General features: G+C 74.4%; 14 protein-coding genes. 9 read left to right on the top strand and 5 right to left on the bottom strand.

Annotation, left to right across the window (positions count from 1 at the left end; genetic code table 11):
* Nucleotides 1–73 precede the first annotated feature (73 nt).
* On the bottom strand, nucleotides 74–1,429 hold the full coding sequence (locus SYYSPA8_RS00610) for a sensor histidine kinase (RefSeq protein WP_323444863.1): 1,356 nt from the start codon (nucleotides 1,427–1,429) through the stop codon (nucleotides 74–76).
* Entirely contained in the window at nucleotides 1,426–2,082 is a 657-nt protein-coding gene (locus tag SYYSPA8_RS00605; protein ID WP_323444862.1) for a response regulator transcription factor, read from the bottom strand. The genes SYYSPA8_RS00610 and SYYSPA8_RS00605 overlap by 4 nt, the downstream gene beginning before the upstream one ends.
* A gap of 243 nt (nucleotides 2,083–2,325) precedes the next feature.
* Between SYYSPA8_RS00605 and SYYSPA8_RS00600 the strand changes: the two genes are divergently transcribed.
* Entirely contained in the window at nucleotides 2,326–3,315 is a 990-nt protein-coding gene (locus tag SYYSPA8_RS00600) for a DUF3152 domain-containing protein (RefSeq protein WP_323444861.1), read from the top strand.
* Between the two features lie 24 nt (nucleotides 3,316–3,339).
* Here SYYSPA8_RS00600 and SYYSPA8_RS00595 read toward each other — a convergent pair whose 3' ends face one another.
* On the bottom strand, nucleotides 3,340–4,908 hold the full coding sequence (locus SYYSPA8_RS00595) for a long-chain-fatty-acid--CoA ligase (protein WP_323444860.1): 1,569 nt from the start codon (nucleotides 4,906–4,908) through the stop codon (nucleotides 3,340–3,342).
* A 130-nt stretch (nucleotides 4,909–5,038) separates the two neighbouring features.
* Here SYYSPA8_RS00595 and SYYSPA8_RS00590 point away from each other — a divergent pair, with 130 nt between their 5' ends.
* Both SYYSPA8_RS00590 and hemA read left to right on the top strand, forming a co-directional pair.
* Nucleotides 5,039–5,167, top strand: coding sequence for a hypothetical protein (locus tag SYYSPA8_RS00590; protein ID WP_323444859.1), 129 nt, complete (start codon nucleotides 5,039–5,041; stop codon nucleotides 5,165–5,167).
* Between the two features lie 134 nt (nucleotides 5,168–5,301).
* Entirely contained in the window at nucleotides 5,302–6,519 is a 1,218-nt protein-coding gene (gene hemA / locus SYYSPA8_RS00585) for a 5-aminolevulinate synthase (protein ID WP_323444858.1), read from the top strand.
* 128 nt (nucleotides 6,520–6,647) lie between these two features.
* Here hemA and SYYSPA8_RS00580 read toward each other — a convergent pair whose 3' ends face one another.
* Entirely contained in the window at nucleotides 6,648–8,387 is a 1,740-nt protein-coding gene (locus SYYSPA8_RS00580; RefSeq protein ID WP_323444857.1) for an ABC transporter ATP-binding protein, read from the bottom strand.
* Nucleotides 8,384–10,129 carry an ABC transporter ATP-binding protein gene (locus SYYSPA8_RS00575; RefSeq protein WP_323444856.1) on the bottom strand — a complete coding sequence of 582 codons (1,746 nt, stop codon included), beginning with the start codon at nucleotides 10,127–10,129 and terminating at the stop codon, nucleotides 8,384–8,386. Before SYYSPA8_RS00575 ends, SYYSPA8_RS00580 begins: the two co-directional genes overlap by 4 nt.
* 426 nt (nucleotides 10,130–10,555) lie before the next feature.
* Here SYYSPA8_RS00575 and SYYSPA8_RS00570 point away from each other — a divergent pair, with 426 nt between their 5' ends.
* The 6 genes from SYYSPA8_RS00570 to SYYSPA8_RS00545 are packed head-to-tail and all read left to right on the top strand — an operon-like array spanning nucleotide 10,556 to nucleotide 19,216.
* Complete coding sequence (locus tag SYYSPA8_RS00570; protein ID WP_323444855.1) at nucleotides 10,556–11,584, top strand: NAD-dependent epimerase/dehydratase family protein; 1,029 nt, start codon at nucleotides 10,556–10,558, stop codon at nucleotides 11,582–11,584.
* 18 nt (nucleotides 11,585–11,602) lie between these two features.
* On the top strand, nucleotides 11,603–13,558 hold the full coding sequence (asnB, locus tag SYYSPA8_RS00565; RefSeq protein ID WP_323444854.1) for an asparagine synthase (glutamine-hydrolyzing): 1,956 nt from the start codon (nucleotides 11,603–11,605) through the stop codon (nucleotides 13,556–13,558).
* The gene (locus SYYSPA8_RS00560) at nucleotides 13,548–14,762 is read left to right on the top strand and encodes a glycosyltransferase family protein (RefSeq protein ID WP_323444853.1); all 1,215 of its coding nucleotides are present in this window, start codon (nucleotides 13,548–13,550) and stop codon (nucleotides 14,760–14,762) included. The genes asnB and SYYSPA8_RS00560 overlap by 11 nt, the downstream gene beginning before the upstream one ends.
* Nucleotides 14,759–16,348, top strand: a complete 1,590-nt coding sequence (locus SYYSPA8_RS00555) for an asparagine synthase-related protein (protein WP_323444852.1) — start codon at nucleotides 14,759–14,761, stop codon at nucleotides 16,346–16,348. The genes SYYSPA8_RS00560 and SYYSPA8_RS00555 overlap by 4 nt, the downstream gene beginning before the upstream one ends.
* Before the next feature lie 44 nt (nucleotides 16,349–16,392).
* Nucleotides 16,393–17,907, top strand: coding sequence for a B12-binding domain-containing radical SAM protein (locus tag SYYSPA8_RS00550; protein ID WP_323444851.1), 1,515 nt, complete (start codon nucleotides 16,393–16,395; stop codon nucleotides 17,905–17,907).
* The gene (locus SYYSPA8_RS00545; protein WP_323444850.1) at nucleotides 17,897–19,216 is read left to right on the top strand and encodes a glycosyltransferase; all 1,320 of its coding nucleotides are present in this window, start codon (nucleotides 17,897–17,899) and stop codon (nucleotides 19,214–19,216) included. The genes SYYSPA8_RS00550 and SYYSPA8_RS00545 overlap by 11 nt, the downstream gene beginning before the upstream one ends.
* Nucleotides 19,217–19,224: the final 8 nt, after the last annotated feature.

Genomic DNA, 19,224 nt, shown 5'->3' with positions numbered 1-19,224 from the left:
ACAGGCCGGGCCTTCCGCCGGGGTCCCGCCGCCAGGGCGCGCGCCGGGGTCCCGCCTGCCGGGGCGGCCGTCGTCACCCCTGCCCCGGTGGCAGCGTCGCCGTCACCTCCAGACCGCCCCCGGCCCGTGGCACGGCCGTGGCGTCCCCCTTGTGCGTACGGGCCACCGCGCGCACGATCGACAGGCCGAGCCCGCTGCCCCGGGCCGAGCCCACCCGGTCGGTGAGCCGCCGGAACGGTTCGAAGAGCACCGGGATCTCATGGGCCGCGATCTCCGCGCCGGTGTTGGCGACGGTGATCCGCGCGCCGGAGCGCCCCGCTGCGGTCTCCACCCGGAGCAGCCCGCCGGGCAGGTTGTACTTGACCGCGTTGTCGACGAGGTTGCGTACGAGCTGTTCCAGCAGGACGGGATCGCCCAGCGCCGGGGCGGTCCGCAGCTCGGTCTCCACGGTGAGGCCCTTGTCCCGGGCGGCCGCGCCGGTCTGCTCCAGCACGGCCCCGGCGATCCCCGCGAGGTCGACCGGGAGCAGTTCGGTGACCGAACTCTCCGCGCGGGCCAGCGTCAGCAGGGAGTCGATCAGCCGCTCGTGGCGCTCGTTGACGGCGAGCAGGTTCTCGCCGAGCCGCAGCACCTCGGGGGGTGCGGCGGGCCGGGCGACGGCCACTTCCACGAGGGTCCGGCCCACCGCGAGGGGGGTCTTCAGCTCGTGCGCGGCGTTGGCGATGAAGCGGTCCTGACCCGCGAACGCCTGGTCGAGCCGGTCCAGCATGCTGTCGAAGGAGTCGGCGAGGCGTTTGACCTCGCCGGGCGGCCCGTCGAGGTCGATCCGCCGGTGCAGGGTGCGGCCGGCGATGCGCTCGGCCGTCGACGTGATCCGGTTGAGCGGCCGCAGCAGCCGCCCGGCGACCAGCCAGCCCATGGTGGTGGCGACGACACCGACCCCGACGACGGTGAGCCCGCCCTTGGTGATCAGGTTCTCCCGCATCGATTCCAGGACGACGTCGCGGGTGGGCTCGTCGATGACGCGCCTCTCGCCGGGCAGCTCCCGCCACTGCTCGGGGTCGCGGCCGGAGAAGCGGTCGTCGGCGGGCCACGACGGCGGGTCGGACGGGGAGCGCGCGGGCTCCTCCGACGGCTGCGGGGTGGCGGTGGAATCCGTCATTCCCCCGGTCGTGTCCCCGTCGGCGGACGACAGCGTCGGTTCCGGCGTCGGGTACGCGGTGTACGGCCCGTCCGGGAAGACGGGTTCGGCGGTCGGGGAGGTGGCCTCCATGGGGAAGGGCAGCTTCAGCGTGTACTCCATGCTGTTGCCGACCAGGATCACGGCACCGCCGAAGACGGCCGCGCCCGCGACGAAGAACAGCACTCCGAAGACAGCGGTGAGCCGGAGCCTGAGACTGAGGCTCCCGGCGGGCAGGCGCGGCTTCACCGGATCCGGTAGCCGACGCCGGTCAGGGTCTCGATGACGGGGCCGTCCCCGAGTTTGCGCCGCAGCGAGCGCATGGTGACCCGGACGACGGTGGTGAAGGGGTCGACGTTCTCGTCCCAGGCGCGTTCGAGCAGGTCCTCGGCGGACACCGGGGCGCCCTCGGCGCGCAGCAGCTCCTCCAGGACCGCGAACTCCTTGCGGGACAGCTGGACGAAGCGCCCGTCCCGGGTGGTCTGCCGCAGATGGGGATCGAGACGGATGCCGGCCCGCTCCAGGACGGGCGGGACGGCGGGCCGGGAGCGCCGGCCCAGCGCCCGGATCCGGGCGACCAGCTCGGCGAAGGCGAAGGGCTTTGAAAGGTAGTCGTCGGCGCCCAGGCCGAGACCGGCCACCCGCTGTGCCACGGTGGTGGAGACGGTGAGCATCAGGATCCGCACCTCGGCGCCGGTGGCGACCGTACTCCGGCAGACGTCGTCCCCGTGGACCAGCGGCAGGTCGCGGTCGAGGACCATCACGTCGTACGTGTGGAGGTCGAGGTGTTCCAGGGCGGCCGCCCCGTCGTGGACGACGTCCACCGCGAGCCCTTCCAGACGCAGGCCCTCCGCCATGGCGCCGGCCAGCATTTCCTCGTCCTCGACTATCAGCACCCGCATCCGTACCCCCGCTACCTCACCCGTGATGACCCGCGATAACCCGCGATGACCTGCGACAACCCGCAACGACCTGCGATGTCCCCAGCTCTGGGACCAGTATCCCTGTCCGATGTGAGCACCGTGTGAGCGGCTTCGCTCACCGTGGTCCCACAGGCGATGGCGTGAACTGGGGCCCGCCCCGGCCGGCACCCCCCGCCGGCCGGGGCCCGCCCGCCAGGACCCCGCGCGAAGGCTGAACTCCCCATGTCCCACACCCGGCCCACCGAGACACCGGACCGGAACGGCGCCGTCCCCTACCGCCGTCCCACCGCCGGCACCCCGGCGCCGCCGTCCCGCCGGCAGGGCCGTGGCGCCCCGGCGGCACCGCCGTCCCGCCGCCGCCGGGTGGACCGGCGCAAACGGCGCTCCGCCCGCAGCAGGCTGGTACGGGCGCTGGCCGTCCTGGTCGGGGCGGGCACCCTGGCGGGGGCCGCCTGGACGGCGTGGCCGCAGGAAGGGGCAGGGCCGTCCGCCGCTCCGCTGCCCGGGGCCGACGACGGCCCGGCGGAGCGGGAACCCGGGAGGGACCCGGCGGCCACGCCCCGGACCGGCCCGCCGTCGTCCGCGCCGGCCCGCCCCGCCCGGCCGCGCTCCGACCGGAAGCCGTCGCGGCGCCAGGTGTCGTACGTGGTCGACGGCCCGCAGACCTACACCTGGGCGCAGGGCACGGGCCGCCGCGCCGGTGACCGGGGGCGGCTGATCCGGTACGGCGTGAAGCTGGAGGACGGCACGGGGCTGACCGCCGACGCGGTCGCCACCGAGATCGACGGCATCCTGCGCGATCCGCGCGGCTGGACCCGGCAGGGCGCGGCCTCGTTCCAGCGGGTCTCCTCACCCCCGTACGACATGGTCGTGCACGTGGTGTCGCCGGGGACCACCGACAAGCTGTGCGGGCGGTGGGGACTGGACACCGGCGGGCGGGTCAACTGCGCCAACGCGCCCGACCTCGTGGTCAACGTGCGGCGCTGGACGGAGCTGAGCCCGCAGTACCCGGACCGCCCGCACGACTACCACGCGCTGATCATCAACCATGAGGTCGGGCACGTCCTGGGCTACGGCCACCGGGGCTGCCCCGGCGCGGGAGAGCCCGCGCCGGCGATGATGCAGCAGATCAAGGGGCTGAAGGGCTGTCGGGCCAATCCGTGGGTGTACGACGCGGAGGGCCGCTTCATCGACGGGCCACGGGAGCCCTGAGCCCGGTGCCCCCGTGGCGCGGGCTCAGGCCGAGTACCGGGCGGCCAGCTCCCGCTTGAGCACCTTGCCGCTGGGTCCGAGCGGGAAGGACGCGACGAACTCGACCCGGCGCGGGTACTTGTAGGCGGCGACCCGCTCCCGGGCCCAGGCGATGATGCCGGCGGCGAGGTCCGCGTCCGCCACGGCCCCGGGGCGGGGCACGACCACCGCGCACACCTCCTGCCCGTGGCGCTCGTGCGGGACGCCGACGACCGCGACCTGGGCGACGGCGGGATGCCGGTTCAGGACCTCCTCCACCTCGCGCGGGTAGACGTTGTAACCGCCCCTGATCAGCATGTCCTTGGTGCGGTCGACGATGGTGAGGACCCCGTCGGCGTCCTTGGTGCCCAGGTCGCCGGTGCGGAACCAGCCGTCGGTGACGACCTCGGCGGTGGCCTCGGGCCGGTTCAGATAGCCCGCCATCACATTGTGGCCGCGGACGACGACCTCCCCGACCTCGCCCGGGGGCAGCAGCTCAATGCGGCCCGCGACGGCGGCGTCGGCGATCTCCGCCGTGACCCCCGGGATGGGCCGTCCGACGGTGCCGGGACGGCAGGGCCAGGGCCGCTGGTTGAAGGTGACGACCGGGGAGGTCTCGGTGAGCCCGTACCCCTCGTACACCGGGCAGCCGAAGACGCGGGTGACGTCCTCCAGCACCCGGACGGGCAGGGCCGCGCCGCCGGAGTAGGCGCGGTCGAGCGGCGGGCGCAGCGGGCTGCGCGCGGCGGCCTCCAGGAGACCGATGAACATGGTGGGGACGCCCATGGCGACGGTGCACCCCTCGGCGGCCATCAGGGCGAGCGCGGCGTCGGCGTCGAAGCGCTCCATCAGCACCAGGGTGGCCCCGGCACTGAAGCAGGTGCCCATGCCGCAGACCTGGCCGAAGGTGTGGAACAGGGGCAGGCAGCCGAGGAGGACGTCGTCGGGGCGCAGGGCGAAGGGGGTGACGACCGTGGTGGCGATGTTCATCACCAGATTGAGCTGGGTGATCATGGCGCCCTTGGGGTGGCCCGTGGTGCCCGAGGTGTAGAGGACGAGGGCGATGTCGTCGGGGGCGCGGGGCACCGGGTCCGGCAGGGGGGTTGCGGCCGCCGCCCGGATGTCGAGGGGGAGGACGCAGCCCTCGCCGCCGGATCCCCCGGATCCCCCGGATCCCCCGGTGCGTACGGTGAGCAGCGGGGTCGCGGCCGCCTCGGCGGCCCGTGCGCCCTCGCCGGTCAGGGCGTCGGAGCAGATCAGCACCCGGGCGGCGGAGTCCCGCAGCACATAGGCGATCTCCTCGGCCTTGAGCAGGGCGTTGACCGGGACGACGGTCGCGCCGAGGGCGAGGGCGCCGTAGTAGGCCCGGGGGAAGTGGGGGGTGTTGGGGAGCAGCAGCGCGACCCGGTCGCCGGGGCCGACGCCCTCCTCGCGCAGGACGGCCGCGTACCGCCGGGCGGAGTCCCACAGCTCGCGGTAGGTGATCCGGTCCGGTCCCGCGACGAGTGCGGGGTGGTCGGGGCGGCGGGCGGCGCTGTCCGCGAGGACCGTGGCGGCGGACAGGACGGCGTTCACCGGCGTGGCCCCTGTCCACGGCGACGACCGGCCCGTGGGCCCGTCCCGTCCGGGGGGTCCTGAGGCAGGTGGTCGTCATGCATACGCACACTCCGGGGAATTCGGGGCCCACGGCCGGCGGTGGCGGCCCATGACCATGGATACCGGTGGGATCGACGAGTTCAACGCGTTCGGTGGTCGCGGTGATTTCGGTGAGTTCGGTGATTGCGGTGAGATTGATGAGCCGGACGGGTCCGGTGAGTTCAGGAAGGGGTGGTGATCCCGGCGAGGTCGGCCGGATCGGCGAGGTTCACGGGCCCGAAGAGAACAGGAGAGCCGTACTGTGCAGAATCCGCCGGGCATTCTACGATGAGCCGCGGCCGATCGGGAAGCGACAGAGAGCGAGCCTGAATCATGTCCGAGTACATGAACTTCTTCGCACGGCTGGCACGGGAATCCACGGACCGGAAAAGGGAGTTCCTGGAACTCGGCCGTATCGCGGGACGCTTCCCCGCGGCAAGCACCGTGGAGAATGGCGAGATATCCGTCTGGTGCAGCAACGACTATCTCGGTATGGGTCAGCATCCACGGGTACTGGAAGCGATGCACCGCGCGATCGACGAATACGGCGGCGGCTCGGGCGGCTCCCGGAACATCGGCGGCACCCATCACTATCACGTCCTCCTGGAACGGGAACTGGCGCGGCTCCACGGAAAATCCGACGCGCTGCTCTTCACCTCCGGATACTCCGCCAATGAGGGTTCCCTTTCCGTGCTCGCGGGCCTCAGCGGGAACTGCGCCGTCTTCTCCGACCAGGAGAACCACGCGTCCATCATCGACGGGCTCCGGCACAGCGGCGCGAAGAAACACATCTTCCGGCACAATGACTGCGCCCATCTGGAGGAGTTGCTGGCGGCGGCCGACCCCGGGCAGCCCAAGCTGATCGTCACCGAGTCCGTGCACTCGATGGTGGGCGATATCGCGCCACTCGCCGAGATCGCCGACCTCGCCAAGCGGTACGGGGCGGCCACCTTCCTGGACGAGGTGCACGCGGTGGGGATGTACGGACCCGGGGGCGCGGGCATCGCCGCGCAGGAGGGCCTGGCCTCCTCGTTCACCGTGATCATGGGCACTCTCGCCAAGGGGTACGGGATGACCGGCGGTTATGTGGCCGGCCCGGCGGAGCTGATCGACGCGGTCCGGGCGCACGCGCGGTCCTTTGTCTTCACCACGGCGCTGCCGCCCTCCGTCGCGGCGGGGGCGCTGGCGGCGGTCCGGCATCTGCGCGACTCCGACGACGAGCGCCGCCGGCTGGCCGAGAACGCGCGGCTGCTCCACACCCTGCTGGACGAGCGGTCGATCCCGTATCTCTCCGACCACTCGCACATCGTCTCCGTCCTGGTCGGCGACGACGAGAGGTGCCGGGCGATGTCGCGGCTGCTGCTCCAGCGGCACGGCATCTACGTGCAGGCGGTGAACGCGCCGAGCGTGCGGGTCGGGGAGGAGATCCTGCGGGTGGCGCCGTCGGCGGTGCACCTCCCGGAGGAGATACGGAAGTTCGCGGCGGCCCTGGGCACGATCTGGACCGAGCTGGACGGCCCCCGGCCCGCGAGGGCGCGGGTCTCCGGCTGACCCGGAGGCGCCGGTCCGGTTTCGCGGGCACCGGAGCCGTCCGGGTTCGCGGGCACCGGGCCCGTCCGCATTCGGGTGCACCGGCGCCCGTCCCCGGTGCGGGAGTACCCGCGGGGGCCCGTCCGCGCTCAGGAGTGCGCCGCCCACAGGCGGCGCATCTCGGGCGAGGCCGCGAGCACCTGTGCCAGGGTGCCGGCGGCCTCCACCCGGCCGTCCTTGAGGACCACCACCCGGGCGGCCGCCCGCAGCAGCGCGGGCCGGTGGGAGACGGCGAGGACGGTGGGGCGGTCGGCGAGCAGCCGTTCCCACAGGAGGCGTTCGGTCTCGGGGTCCAGCGCGCTGGAGACGTCGTCGAGGACGAGCAGTTCGGGGTGGCGTGCCAGCATCCGGGCGAGGGCGGTGCGCTGGAGCTGGCCGCCGGAGAGCCGCAGCCCTCGGGGGCCGACGACGGTGTCGGCGCCGTCCGCGAGCGCGGCCAGGTCAGGGCCGAGGACGGCGGTGTGGGCGGCCAGGCCGAAGGCGGCCTCGTCGGTGCCGAGTAGGACGTTCTCCCGGAGGGTGCCGCTGAAGAGCCGGGGTGCCTGCGGTGTCGTGCCGCACCGGGGCGCGATGAGGAAGGCCGCCGGGTCGCGGATGGGTTCCCCGTTCCACAGCACCTGGCCGCGCTGGTGCGGCAGCAGGCCGAGGACCGCCCGCAGCAGGGTGGTCTTGCCGGCGCCGACCCCGCCGGTGATCACCGTGACGGTGCTGTGGACGACGGTCAGGTCGATGTCCTCGATCCCGGCGGCGCCGCCCGGATGGCGGGCGGTGAGGCCCCGTACCCGCAGCTCCCGCAGGGGTGGGGCGGCCACGGGGGCCTCGGCGGCGGCGACGTCGGCGGGCCCGTGCCGGGCCCCGTCGCGGCCGGAGAAGCGGCTGATCCGCTCCAGGGCGACGGAGACCCGCTGGAGCCGGACGGAGAGGATGCCGATGGAGGCCAGGGCCTCCGTCAGCAGCTGGAGGTAGAGGGTGAAGAGGGCCAGGTCGCCGACGGTGAAGGAGCCCTCCCCCGACCGGGTCGCGGTCAGCAGCAGCACCAGGCCGACGCCGACGGGGGCCGCGTTGCCGAGGACCGAGCGCTGGAGGCTCGCGTACAGCTCCTCGCGGACGGCGGCGCGCGCCCGGGAGTCGTTGAGCCGGGCGATGTGCGCGGTGACGTGCTCCTCGGCGGCGGCGGCCTGGACGGCGCGGACGGAGCCGACGGCCTCCCGCAGGGCCCCGGCGACCCGCGCGGACTCGGCGCGGGTCGCCCGCCGGTGTCGCAGGAAGCGGCCGTGCAGGGCGCCGGTCGCGGCGGTGACGGTGATCAGCAGCGCGAGCAGGGCGGCGGTGACCAGCGCGTCGATCCTGGCCATGATGGTCACGGCGGCGGCGACGAACAGCCAGTGGGCGACGTTGGTCGGGGACCAGGCGACGAAGAAGCCGGTCTCGTCCACGTCCTCGCCGACCGTGCGCAGGGCCTCGCCGGGCGCGGTCCGCGCGGTGTCGCCGGGCCGCCGCAGGGCGGTGCCGAGCAGTGCGCGGCGCACCCCGGCGGTGGTGCCGTACTGGAGCGCGGGTTCCAGGCGGCCGGCCATCACCCCGAACTGGAGGCAGAGCCGCCCGGCTTCGAGGGCGGCGACGCAGGCGATCAGCAGCCACAGGGGGTCGCCGCCGGCGCCGAGGGCGTCGAAGATCCGCTGGAAGAGGAGGCCGAGGAGCAGGGTGCCGGAGCGGACGAGGACCCACAGGCCGGTGAGCCCCCAGTAGGCGGCGCGGTGGCCCTTCAGGACGGCGGCGAGCCGGCCGGCGGTGGCGCGCAGGCCGGCGCCGTCGGCGGCGCGGCTCACCGGGTGCCCCCGCCCCCGCCGCCGGCGAGGAGGGCGTGGACGCGGGAGCCGGGGTCGGCGGCGAGGGCGGCCCGGGGTCCGTGTTCGACCACCGCGCCGGCCTCCAGCACCAGGACGCGGTCGACGTGGCGGAGGGTGTGCGGGCGGTGCTGGACGACGACGGCGGTGCGGCCGTGCAGGAGGCGTTCGATGGCGGGGTCGAGGAGGGCCTCGGTGTGCGGGTCGAGCCGGGCGGTGGGTTCGTCGAGGAGGACGACGGCGGGGTCCCGCAGGAAGACCCGGGCGAGGGTGAGGAGCTGTTCCTGTCCGGCGGACATGCCGTGGGCGCCGTCGGCGGGGCCCAGGACGGTGTCGAGGCCGTCGGGGAGGGTGTGCAGCCAGGGTTCGAGCCCGGCCTCGGCGAGGGCGGCGACGAGCCGCCGGTCCGTCACGGAGCGGTCGAAGAAGGAGAGGTTGTCGCGGAGGCTGGCGTGGAAGACCTGGACCTCCTGGGTGACGAGGGCGACCCGGGCGCGCAGGGCCGTGGGGTCGAGGTCCCGTACCGCGCGGCCGCCGACGGCGACGGAGCCGCCCTCGGGGTGGTGGAGTCCGAACACCAGCCGCACCAGGGTGGACTTGCCGCTTCCGGTACGGCCGACGACACCGAGCCGTTCGCCCGCGCCCAGGTCGAACGTGACCTCGCGCAGCACGGGTTCGGCGGGGTCGTAGTGGAAGGAGACGGCGTCGAAGCGCAGGCCGAGCGGCCCGGCGGGCAGCCGCCCGGTCCCGGCGCGCACGCTGTCGCGGGCGCCGGTGAGTTCGGCGATGCGCCGGGCGCTCACCACCGCCTGCTCCACGTCGTGGAAGCGGGTGGAGATGGTGAGCAGCGGACGGCGCAGCAGCAGCGCGTACGAGAGGGTCGCGAAGGCGGTTCCGGTGGAGAGCCGGCCCAGGGAGTGCAGCCAGACGCTGACGGCGAGGGCGAGGACGACGCTGAGGGCGGAGAGCGCCTGGACGGTGGCGGGCCACTGGACGGAGGCGCGGGCGGCTTCGCGGGCCCGCCGGGAGAGGGCGGCGAGCCGGGTGTCCAGGGCGCCCAGCGTGTGGGCGGTGGCGCCGTTGGTCCGCAGGTCCTCGGCGCCGGCGAGCCGTTCCTCCAGGAAGCCGAGGAGGTCGGCGGAGCTGCGCTGGCGTGCGGTGACCAGGGGCAGGGCCCGGCCGACGAGGCGTCGCAGCACCAGCAGGGTGCCCGCGACGAAGGGGGCGAAGACGAGGCCGATGCGCCAGTCGAGCCGGAAGAGGGCGGCGAGCACCCCGACGACCAGCAGGGCCTGGGCCAGGACCTCCAGGACGAGGGTGGACATCACCCCGGCGAGCCGGGTCACGTCGCCGTCGACGCGTTCGACGAGTTCGCCGGGGGGATGGTCCTGGTAGAAGCGGGCCGGGCGGCGCAGGCAGTGGCCGACGAGTTCGGTGCGCAGCCGGTTGGTGGTGCGCCAGGCGAGCCGTACGGCCAGGGCGTCGCCCGCGAGGACGGCGAGCAGCTGTCCGCCGGCCAGGGCGAGGTACCAGAGGGCGACCCCGGTCAGGACGGCGCCGTGGCCGGTAAGCGCGGAGTCGACGAAGCGGCGGAGCATTTCGGGGGCGGCGATCTGGAGTCCGACGCCGGTGGGCACGAGCAGGGCGAGCAGGGTCAGCGGGCGGCGCTCGCCACGGAGATAACGGGTGAGCACGGTCAGTTGCCATAAGGGACTGAAGGCCAATGGCCCTCCCCGCTCGTGATCAGCGACGGAAGTGGTCAGCATAGGGAGGGCACGGCGGATTGGGAATGGGGCGGTCACCCGCACGGAAGAAGATCAAGAAGAAGATCAAGAAGCCCGGCGGAGATCCACCAGAGGCGCCATTGCTGCCGATTCGGAGCGCTGTTAGACTCCCCGCGTCTCAGGGCTCTATTCCTGTGCCACATTCCTGTGCCGTGCGGAGAATTGCACAGGGTGGGGTCACTTCTCTCCAGTACTCGCACCGCAGCTCGGCCACTCCGCATCCCGGCACTCCCCGAAAGTCGCGGCACTTTCCGCGAGGGGAGCACGGCGTTCGGCCGTGATGCCCGGCGTGCCCCGGCACAGATATCCGCACAGCGCATGCACCGCCGTGAACGGACTCACCGGAAACGAGCAGGGGGGATTGTCATGTCGGGCGATGTCGAGGTCCTGGGAAGAAGCAGGAATGTCGTGGTCACGGGTGCCGCCGGATTCATCGGGCGGCATCTGGTCGAGGCATTGCGCGGCGATGGCGTCGATGTCGTGGGGATCGACCGCAGGGACAACTGGAACGACCGGGAAATCGAACGGACCGAGGACCGGGGATATTTACGCGCGGTGCACGGGGATCTGGTCCACATGGATCTCGCGGCCCTTCTCCGGGGCGCCGGGGCGGTCTTCCATCTGGCGGCGCTGCCGGGGGTGCGCCCGTCGTGGACCCGTTTCCCCGAGTATCTGCACTGCAATGTGCTCGCCACCCAGCGGCTGCTGGAGGCGTGCGTCCGCGCCGGGGTGGGCCGGGTGGTCCTCGCGTCGTCGTCCAGCGTCTACGGCGGCACCACCGGCGTCGGGGAGTCGGGTGTGGGGGCCATGGGCGAGGAGCAGGTGCCCTGCCCCCTGTCCCCGTACGGGGTGACCAAGCTGGCGGCGGAGCGGCTCGCGCTGGCCTTCGCCGCCCGCGACGACGCCGCCCTGGCCGTGCGGGCCCTGCGGTTCTTCACCGTCTACGGACCGGGCCAGCGCCCGGACATGTTCATCTCGCGGCTGATCCGGGCCACGCTGACGGGAGCGCCGATCCAGATCTACGGCGACGGCACCCAGCTGCGGGACTTCGTCCATGTCTCCGACGTGGTGCGGGCGCTGTGCCTCGCGGGCCGCGCCGGCGGCGGCAGCGATGTGCTGAACATCGGCACCGGCTCGCCCGTCACGGTCAACGAGGTCCTGGCCCTCACCGGGGAGCTGACCGGTCTCGCCCCCGACGCCCGGTACGGTCCGGCGCGCATCGGCGACGTGGGTGTGACCGCCGCCGACACCACCCGGGCCCGCGACCGGCTCGGCTTCAGCAGCGCCGTGGATCTGCGCACGGGCCTGACCGCGCAGATCGAGTGGACCCGTGGCGCCCTCGCCCCGGCGGGGGCGCAGGCCGCTCTCGACACCGCCTCCGCCTCGGGTTCCTGACCGTCGATGTGCGGTTTCGTGGGATTCCATGACCGGGCCGGCGGGCCGGAGGCGGCGCGGGCCGTCGCCGGGCGGATGCTCGCCGCCCTCGCCCATCGCGGCCCCGACGGCACCGGCTGGTGCCGTCACGCCGGTGTCACCCTCGCGCACTGCGCGCTGACGTTCGTGGACCCGCCCCGGTCGCGGCAGCCGTTCGTGTCGGCCAGCGGCGCGGTCGCGCTCGTGTTCAACGGCGAGCTGTACAACCACCCCGAACTCCGCCGCGAGCTGCGGTCCCTGGGCATCACCCCCCGCACCGGCGGCGACACCGAGGTGCTGACGGAGCTGTACGAGCGGCACGGCACCGCCGTCCTGTCCCGGCTGCGCGGCATGTACGCGTTCGCCGCGCACGACGCCAGGACCGGTGCCACGGTGCTCGCCCGGGACCCGCTGGGCAAGAAGCCGCTCTACTACACGCGGATCCCCGGCGGGATCGCGTTCGCGTCGGAGCTGACGGCCCTGCTGCGCCACCCGGACGCGCCCCGCGCCCCCGATGTCCGCGCGCTCGCCGACTATCTGGTGCTCCAGGCGTTCCCCGCGCCGGGCTCGGCGGTCGCGGGGGTCCACAAGGTGCGCCCCGGCGGCCTGGTGCGGTACGGGAACGGCGTCCTGACCGAGGAGGAGCACTGGCGGCCCCGCATCGGGCCGCCCCCGGGGAGCGGGCCGCCCCGGGCACGGGAGGCGGCCGCCCGGTTCGAGGAGCTGCTGCGGACGGCCGTCGCCCGCCGGGTCACCAGCACCGACCGGCCGCTCGGGGTGCTGCTCAGCGGCGGCCTCGACTCCAGCGTGGTCGCGGCGCTCGCCCAGCGGCTCTCGCCCGGCGCGCCGGTGCCGACGTTCAGCGCCGGTTTCGACGACCCCGACTTCGACGAGTCGGACCACGCCCGCGCGGTCGCCCGCCATCTGGGCACCGACCACCGGGTGGTCCGGGTCGGCGGCGCCGAACTGGCGGAGGTGGTGGAGTCGGAGTACGCCTGCGCCGACGAACCGCTGGCCGATCCCTCGCTGCTGCCGACCCGGCTGGTGTGCCGGGCCGCCCGGGAACACGTGCGCGGGGTCCTGACCGGCGACGGCGCGGACGAACTCCTCCTCGGCTACCGCTACTTCCAGGCCGAGCGGACCATCGCCGCGCTGCTGCGCGTCGTCCCCGCGCCCCGGCTGGCGGCCGCCGCCCGGATCGCCGCCGGCGCCCTGCCCTCCCGCAGTGGCAATCTGCCCGCCTCGCTGGCGCTGCGCCGGCTCGCCCGCGGTCTCGGGGCCGCGCCCGAGCACCGCTTCTACCTGGCGAGCGCGCCCTTCCCGCCGGGCGCGCTCGCCGGGGTCCTCACCGGCCGGGCACTGGCCGCACTCGCCGACCACCGGCCCTTCGCCGAAGTCGCCCGGCTCCTCGACGGCCAGCCGGACCGGCTCGGCTCCCTCCAGCGGGCCCAGCTCGCCGTCGTCGCCCACTTCCTGCGGGACGTGATCCTCACCAAGGCCGACCGGGGCGGCATGCGCAGCGCCCTGGAGCTGCGCTCCCCCTTCCTCGACCTGGACCTGGTGGAGTACGGCAACAGCCTCCCCGACGCGCTGAAGCTGCGCGGACTCACCGGCAAGTACCTGCTGCGCAGGGTCGCGAGGCCCTGGCTGCCCCGCGCGACCGTACGCCGGACCAAGCAGGGCTTCCGCGCCCCGCTGGCCCGGCTGCTCCGGCAGGAGCTGCGCCCGCTGCTGCTGGACACCCTGGCCGCCCCGGCGCTGGAACGCGGCGGCCTCTTCGACCCCGTCGCCGTCCGCGCCCTCACCGACGACCACCTCTCGGGCCGCCGGGACACCTCCCGCGGGCTCTGGGCGCTGCTGACCTACCAGCTCTGGTACGAGGGGCCGGGCCGCGCCGCCCGTCCGGCCCGGCCCCACCCCCTGGCCCTCCCGGAGGAGATCCACCGTGCCCCGTGACCCCCGTACCGTCCAGGTGCTCTCCCCCCGCACCTGGGGCAAGTTCGGCAACTACCTCGCCGCCACCAGCTTCTCCCGGGTGGTCCGGGAACGCGTCGGGGCCGAGGTGGAGCTGCGGGAGGCGGAGCCGCTGGTGCCGCTGCTCGGGGAGGCCGGGGCGGAGATCCGGACGATCTCCGAACAGAGCCCGGACCTGGCCACCCGTACCGTCCGCTACCGGGCGCTGATGCAGCGGCTCCAGGAGCGGTTCCCCCAGGGTTTCGAGGCGGACCCGGGCCCGGAGCAGATCGCCGCCCTGGCGGGACTCACCGCCCATCTGCGCGCGTCGGCGCCCGATGTCGTCGTCGGCACCAAGGGCTTCGTGGCCCGGCTCTGCGTGGCGGCGGTCCGCCTGGCCGAGGTCCCCACCCGGGTCGTCAGCCAGGTCACCAACCCGGGGCTGCTCCAGCTGCCGCTGCACCGCAGCCGCTTCCCCGACCTGACCCTGGTGGGCTTCGACTGGGCCCGGGAGCGGCTGATCGCCGACGAGGGCGTCGACCCGGCGCGGGTCCGGGTGGTCGGGCCGCTCGTCGCCCAGCACGACCTGCGGGAGTTCATGACCGGCGGGACGGCGTCGCGGGAGACCGGGCCGTGGGGCGGCGACGACGGGGACGGCTCCCGGCCCCGGCTGATCGTCTTCTGCAACCGGGGCGGCGAGGTCTATCTGCGGCTCCTGGAGCACATCGCCGCCCGCCATCCCTCCGTGGACCTGGTCTTCGTCGGCTACGACGACCCGGCGTTCGCCCGGCGGGCCGCCGACGCCGCCGCCGGGCTGCGGCACTGGCGCTTCCACAGCCGGCTGACCCAGTCCGAGTACTTCGACTACATCGACCGGGCCGCCCGCTCCCCGCACGGCCTGCTCATCTCCAAGGCGGGCCCGAACACCACCCTGGAGGCGGCCTACTTCGGGATCCCCGTGCTGATGCTGGAGTCGGGGCTGCCGATGGAGGAGTGGGTGCCCGGACTGATCCACGAGCACGGTCTCGGCCGGGCCTGCGCCGACCCCGGGGAGCTGCTGCGCACCGTGGACGAATGGCTCACCCGGCCCGAGGCGATCGCCCTGCGGAAGAAGTCCGCCATCGCCTTCGCCGGGAACACCCTCGACCAGGAGGCGGTGGCCGCCCGTATCGGGACCGCCGTGACCTCGCTCCTGGACGGGCGGTGAGCGCGCCGGCCGCCGGGACGGCCCGGCCGCGGCGGGACACCCGCCCACCGGCGGCCCGGTCGGCGGCGCCGTCGCTGCGGCTGGTGCGGACCCCGGACGGGGTGCGCGCGGCGGGCGCGCACGAGGCCCGCCTCGGCCACGCCGTCGGCGGCCACGACCTGGACGACCCGGCCGTCCCCGAGGGCGTGTTCGCGTCCTGGCGCTGGGACGGCGGACGGCTGCTGGTCCGCACCGACCGGTACGGCATGTTCCCGCTGTTCTACCGGGCGGGCGCCGGCTCGATCGCGCTCTCCACCCGCGTGGAGGAGCTGCTGACCCCGGGCGAGGACGCGGAGCCCGACCACGACGCGCTCGCCGTCTTCGTCCGGCTGGGCTTCTTCCTCGCGGAGGACACCTGCTTCACGGGGATCCGCGCACTGCCCCCGGCGGCCACCCTGACCTGGACGCCCGCCGCCGGGGTACGGATCGACGCCGGGGAGCGGGGCCCGAGGGGCACGGTCGACACCGACCGGGAGCGGGCCGTGGACGGCTTCGTCGAGCTGTTCCGGGCGGCGGTGGCGCGGCGGCTGCCCCCGGCCCCGTATCTGCTGCCGCTGAGCGGCGGACGCGACTCCCGGCACATCCTGCTGGAGCTGTGCCGGCAGGGCGTACCCCCGAAGCTGTGCGTCAGCGGGGCGAAGTTCCCGCCGGACCCGGGCGCCGACGCCGAGGTGGCGGCCGCGCTCGCCCGGCGGCTGGGGCTCGCGCACCGGACGCTGACACCCCGCCGCTCCCAGTTCCGGGCGGAGCTGACCGCGAACACCGCCCAGAGCATGACCACCCTCGACGGGGCGTGGACCCTGCCGCTGCTGGCGTATCTGGGGCGCCACTCCCCCGTCACCTACGACGGCATCGGCGGCGGCGAACTGGCCCAGAACCCCAGCATCGGACTGATCCGCGACCTGCCCCGCGAACTGTCCGCGCCGGCGGCCCTGCCGGAGCTGGCGGACACCCTGCTGCGGGCCGCCGGGCGCACCGGGCCCCACATCGACTGGCTGCTCGGTCCCCGCCACGCCGCGCTGTGGAGCCAGGAGCGGGCCCGCGCCCGGCTGGTCGCCGAACTCGCCCGGCACCGGGACGCCGCGTTCCCGCTGGGGTCCTTCTTCTTCTGGAACCGCACCCGCCGCTCCATCGCGATGGCCCCGTACGCGCTGGCCCCCGCGTCGACGGTGGTGCACGCCCCCTATCTGGACCACGCCCTCTTCGACCATCTGTCGACCGTGCCCCACCGGCATCTCATCGACGGCGACTTCCACGACCGCGCGCTCGCCCGCGCCTACCCCGAGCACGACGGCTTCCCGTTCGCCGCGGCCGTCCCCGGCCGCCACGGCGCCGCGCTGGCCCGGCACCGGCTGGCGTACCTGGGCCGGCTGTACGGCCATGCGCTGGCCGCCGAGCCCCGGTGGCTGCGGGCCGGTGAGGGGATGCTGGGCCGGCTGCTGGCCGCCGGGCGCGGTCCCGGCGGGCCCGTGCGGGTGAGCCGGCTGCTGCCGCTGACCCTCTATCTGCTCCAGCTGGAGTCCCTGGCCACGGGCCGCACCACGTGAGGCCCTCAGGCCACCACCCGCACCACCCCTGAAGGAGGGAAACCATGCGGAAGTCACTGCCCGTCATCAGCACCGGCACGCCGTCGGGGGGCGGCGGCGGGTGCGGAACCGCCGTCGCCGTCGCCCCGGCGAAGACCACCCTGCCCCGCTGGAAGCAGCGCAAGCTGCGGATCGCGCTGGTGCGCCACCACGACCTGTGCCTCAACACCCGGCAGATCACCCAGATCCAAAAGCGTGCGGGCGTCCTGCCCCACCTGGGCCTGGGCTATATCCACACCGCGCTCAAGACGGCCGGCTTCCACAACGTCATCCAGGTCGACACCCCCGCGATGGGCCTGGACAGCGAGGGACTGCGCAGGCTCCTCGCCGACTTCGGGCCCGACCTGGTGGGGGTGAGTACCACCACCCCCGGGCTGCCCGGCGCGGTGGAGGCGTGCCAGGCGGCGAAGAGCACCGGCGCCAAGGTCATCCTGGGCGGCCCGCACACCGAGGTCTACGCCCGGGAGAACCTGTTCCACGAGTCCATCGACTACGTGGGCGTGGGCGAGGGCATCACCATCATGCCGGAGCTGGCGGAGGCCCTGGAGCAGGGCGAGAAGCCGGACGGCATCCGGGGCCTGGTCACCCGCGACCACGACGGCGGGGCCGCCCCGATGGTCAATCTGGAGGACGTCGGCTGGCCCGAGCGCGAGGGCCTGCCCATGGACAGCTACTACTCGATCATGGCGCCGCGCCCCTTCGCCACGATGATCTCCAGCCGGGGCTGCCCCTTCAAGTGCAGCTTCTGCTTCAAGCAGGCCGTCGACAAGAAGTCGATGTACCGCACCCCCGAGGACGTCGTCGGCGAGATGGCGGAGCTGAAGCGGCGCCACGGGGTGAAGGAGATCATGTTCTACGACGATGTCTTCACCCTGCACCGGGGCCGGGTACGGGAGATCTGCGCCCTCATCGGCGAGAGTGGCCTCAAGGTCCGCTGGGAGGCCCCCACCCGGGTCGACCTGGTCCCCGAACCGCTGCTCACGGCGATGGCGGGGGCGGGCTGCGTCCGGCTGCGCTTCGGGATCGAGCACGGCGACCCCGACATCCTGGCCCGGATGCGCAAGGAGAGCGACGTCGCGAAGATCGAACGGGCCGTCACCTCCGCGCACGAGGCCGGGATCAAGGGCTTCGGCTACTTCATCGTCGGCTGGCTCGACGAGAGCCCCGAACAGTTCCGCCGGACCCTCGACCTCGCCTGCCGGATCCCCCTGGACTACGCCAGCTTCTACACCGCGACCCCGCTCCCCGGCACCCCGCTGCACACCGAGTCGGTGGCCGCGGGACGGATCCCCGCCGACTACTGGGACCGGTTCGTCCGGGGCGAGTTCGACGCCCGGATCGGCTATCTCGTCCCCGACGCGCAGCGCCGCGCCCAGATCGCCTACCGGCGCTTCTTCCTCCGCAGGGAAATGGTCAAACCGCTGGTCAGCCATATGGCGACGACCGGGCAGTGGCGGAACACCCTGGACGGCCTGCGCAGCCTCGCCCGCTCGACCTCCAACACCGACCGTGACTTCTGAGCCCGGCGTCACCGGCGCCGCCCCGGGGGCCGCGCCGCCGCCGCGCGCACCGCTGCGGCCGGGCCCCGCCGTACCGCTGAACGAGCCGCTGCCCCCGCGCGGGCCGGAGCGCCGGAGGCAGGGGGAGCCGCTGGTGCTGCGCCACCTCCGGTCCATGATCGCGCGCGGGTTCAGCCCGGCGCCGTCGTGGTCGGTGCCGGTCCGGCAGGTGTTCCCCGACGGCACGGTCACCGGCAGCGCCCGGGAGGCCGCGCGGGTGCTGCGGGCGGCCGGCGGGAACGGCGGCGGCCCCGCGCTCGCGCTGATCGCGCCGACCTGCGTCGGCCGGGACTCGCTCGCCGGGCAGCAACGCCGCCTGGACGGAGTGCTGGAGCGGGTCGCCGAGCTGACGGCGGCCCACCCCGGGGTGCCGGTGGTGCTGCTGCTGGGCATGCAGTGGACCTCCGGCGCGGAGCGGGACGAGTCCGCGCACCGCCTTGAGGTGTTGCTGCGGCGGGCCGCCGCCCGGCTGCCCGGGGTGCGCTGCCTGGGACTGTCCCTGCCGGGCCCCGGCAAGCCGCGCACCCTCAACGCCGGGATCGCCATCGCCGAGGAGCTGGGCTGCGCCGGCGTCGGCTGGGTCGACGACGACGTGACCCTGGACCCCGGCGCCCTGGCCCGGCTCACCGACGCCTTCCGCGCCGCCGGCTGCCGGGGCGCGGTGGGCGCCACCAAGATCCCGCACACCAAGGCGTACGCCACCTCCCGGCTCCTGGCCCGCGCCAAGGAGATCGCCACCCCCGCGACCAGCTATCCGCACGGCTGCTGCATCCTCGTCGCCACCGACGTGGTCGCGGGCGGCCTGCCCGGCCGCTACATCTCCGACGACGGCTATGTCTGCTTCCGGCTCCTCGCCCCCGGCGAGAGCGACCCGCTGGTCCGGCTGCGGCTGGTCCCCGACGCGATCTGCCACTACTACGTCGCCGGACCCGCCGGGGAGACCCGGCGCCGGGTGCGCCGGCTGCTCCTCAACCACCTCGTCGACCTCGCGGACTGGCCGCTGCCCGCCGCCCGCCACTACTTCCGCCGGGTCCTGTTCGCCGGGATGTGGCCGCTGACCGGCTGGGACGGCTCCCGGGGACGCCGCATCGGCGTCCAGAAGGCGGCGATCGCCTGGATCTACTTCGGCTGGTTCGCGGGCGTCGCCGCCGAGTTGTACGTCAGGGGGGTGACGGGACGGCCGCTGCGCCGGATCGAGTGGGCCCCGTACTCCTCGGTCCCCGCCCCCGCCACCGGCCCGCTGTCCGCCGGTACCGCACCGACCGCGTGAGGAGCCCC

This window comes from Streptomyces yaizuensis (assembly GCF_034961445.1).
GTDB lineage: Bacteria > Actinomycetota > Actinomycetes > Streptomycetales > Streptomycetaceae > Streptomyces > Streptomyces yaizuensis.
Note: the sequence above shows the minus strand (reverse complement) of the source record. Positions and strands in the feature narration are given on the sequence as shown.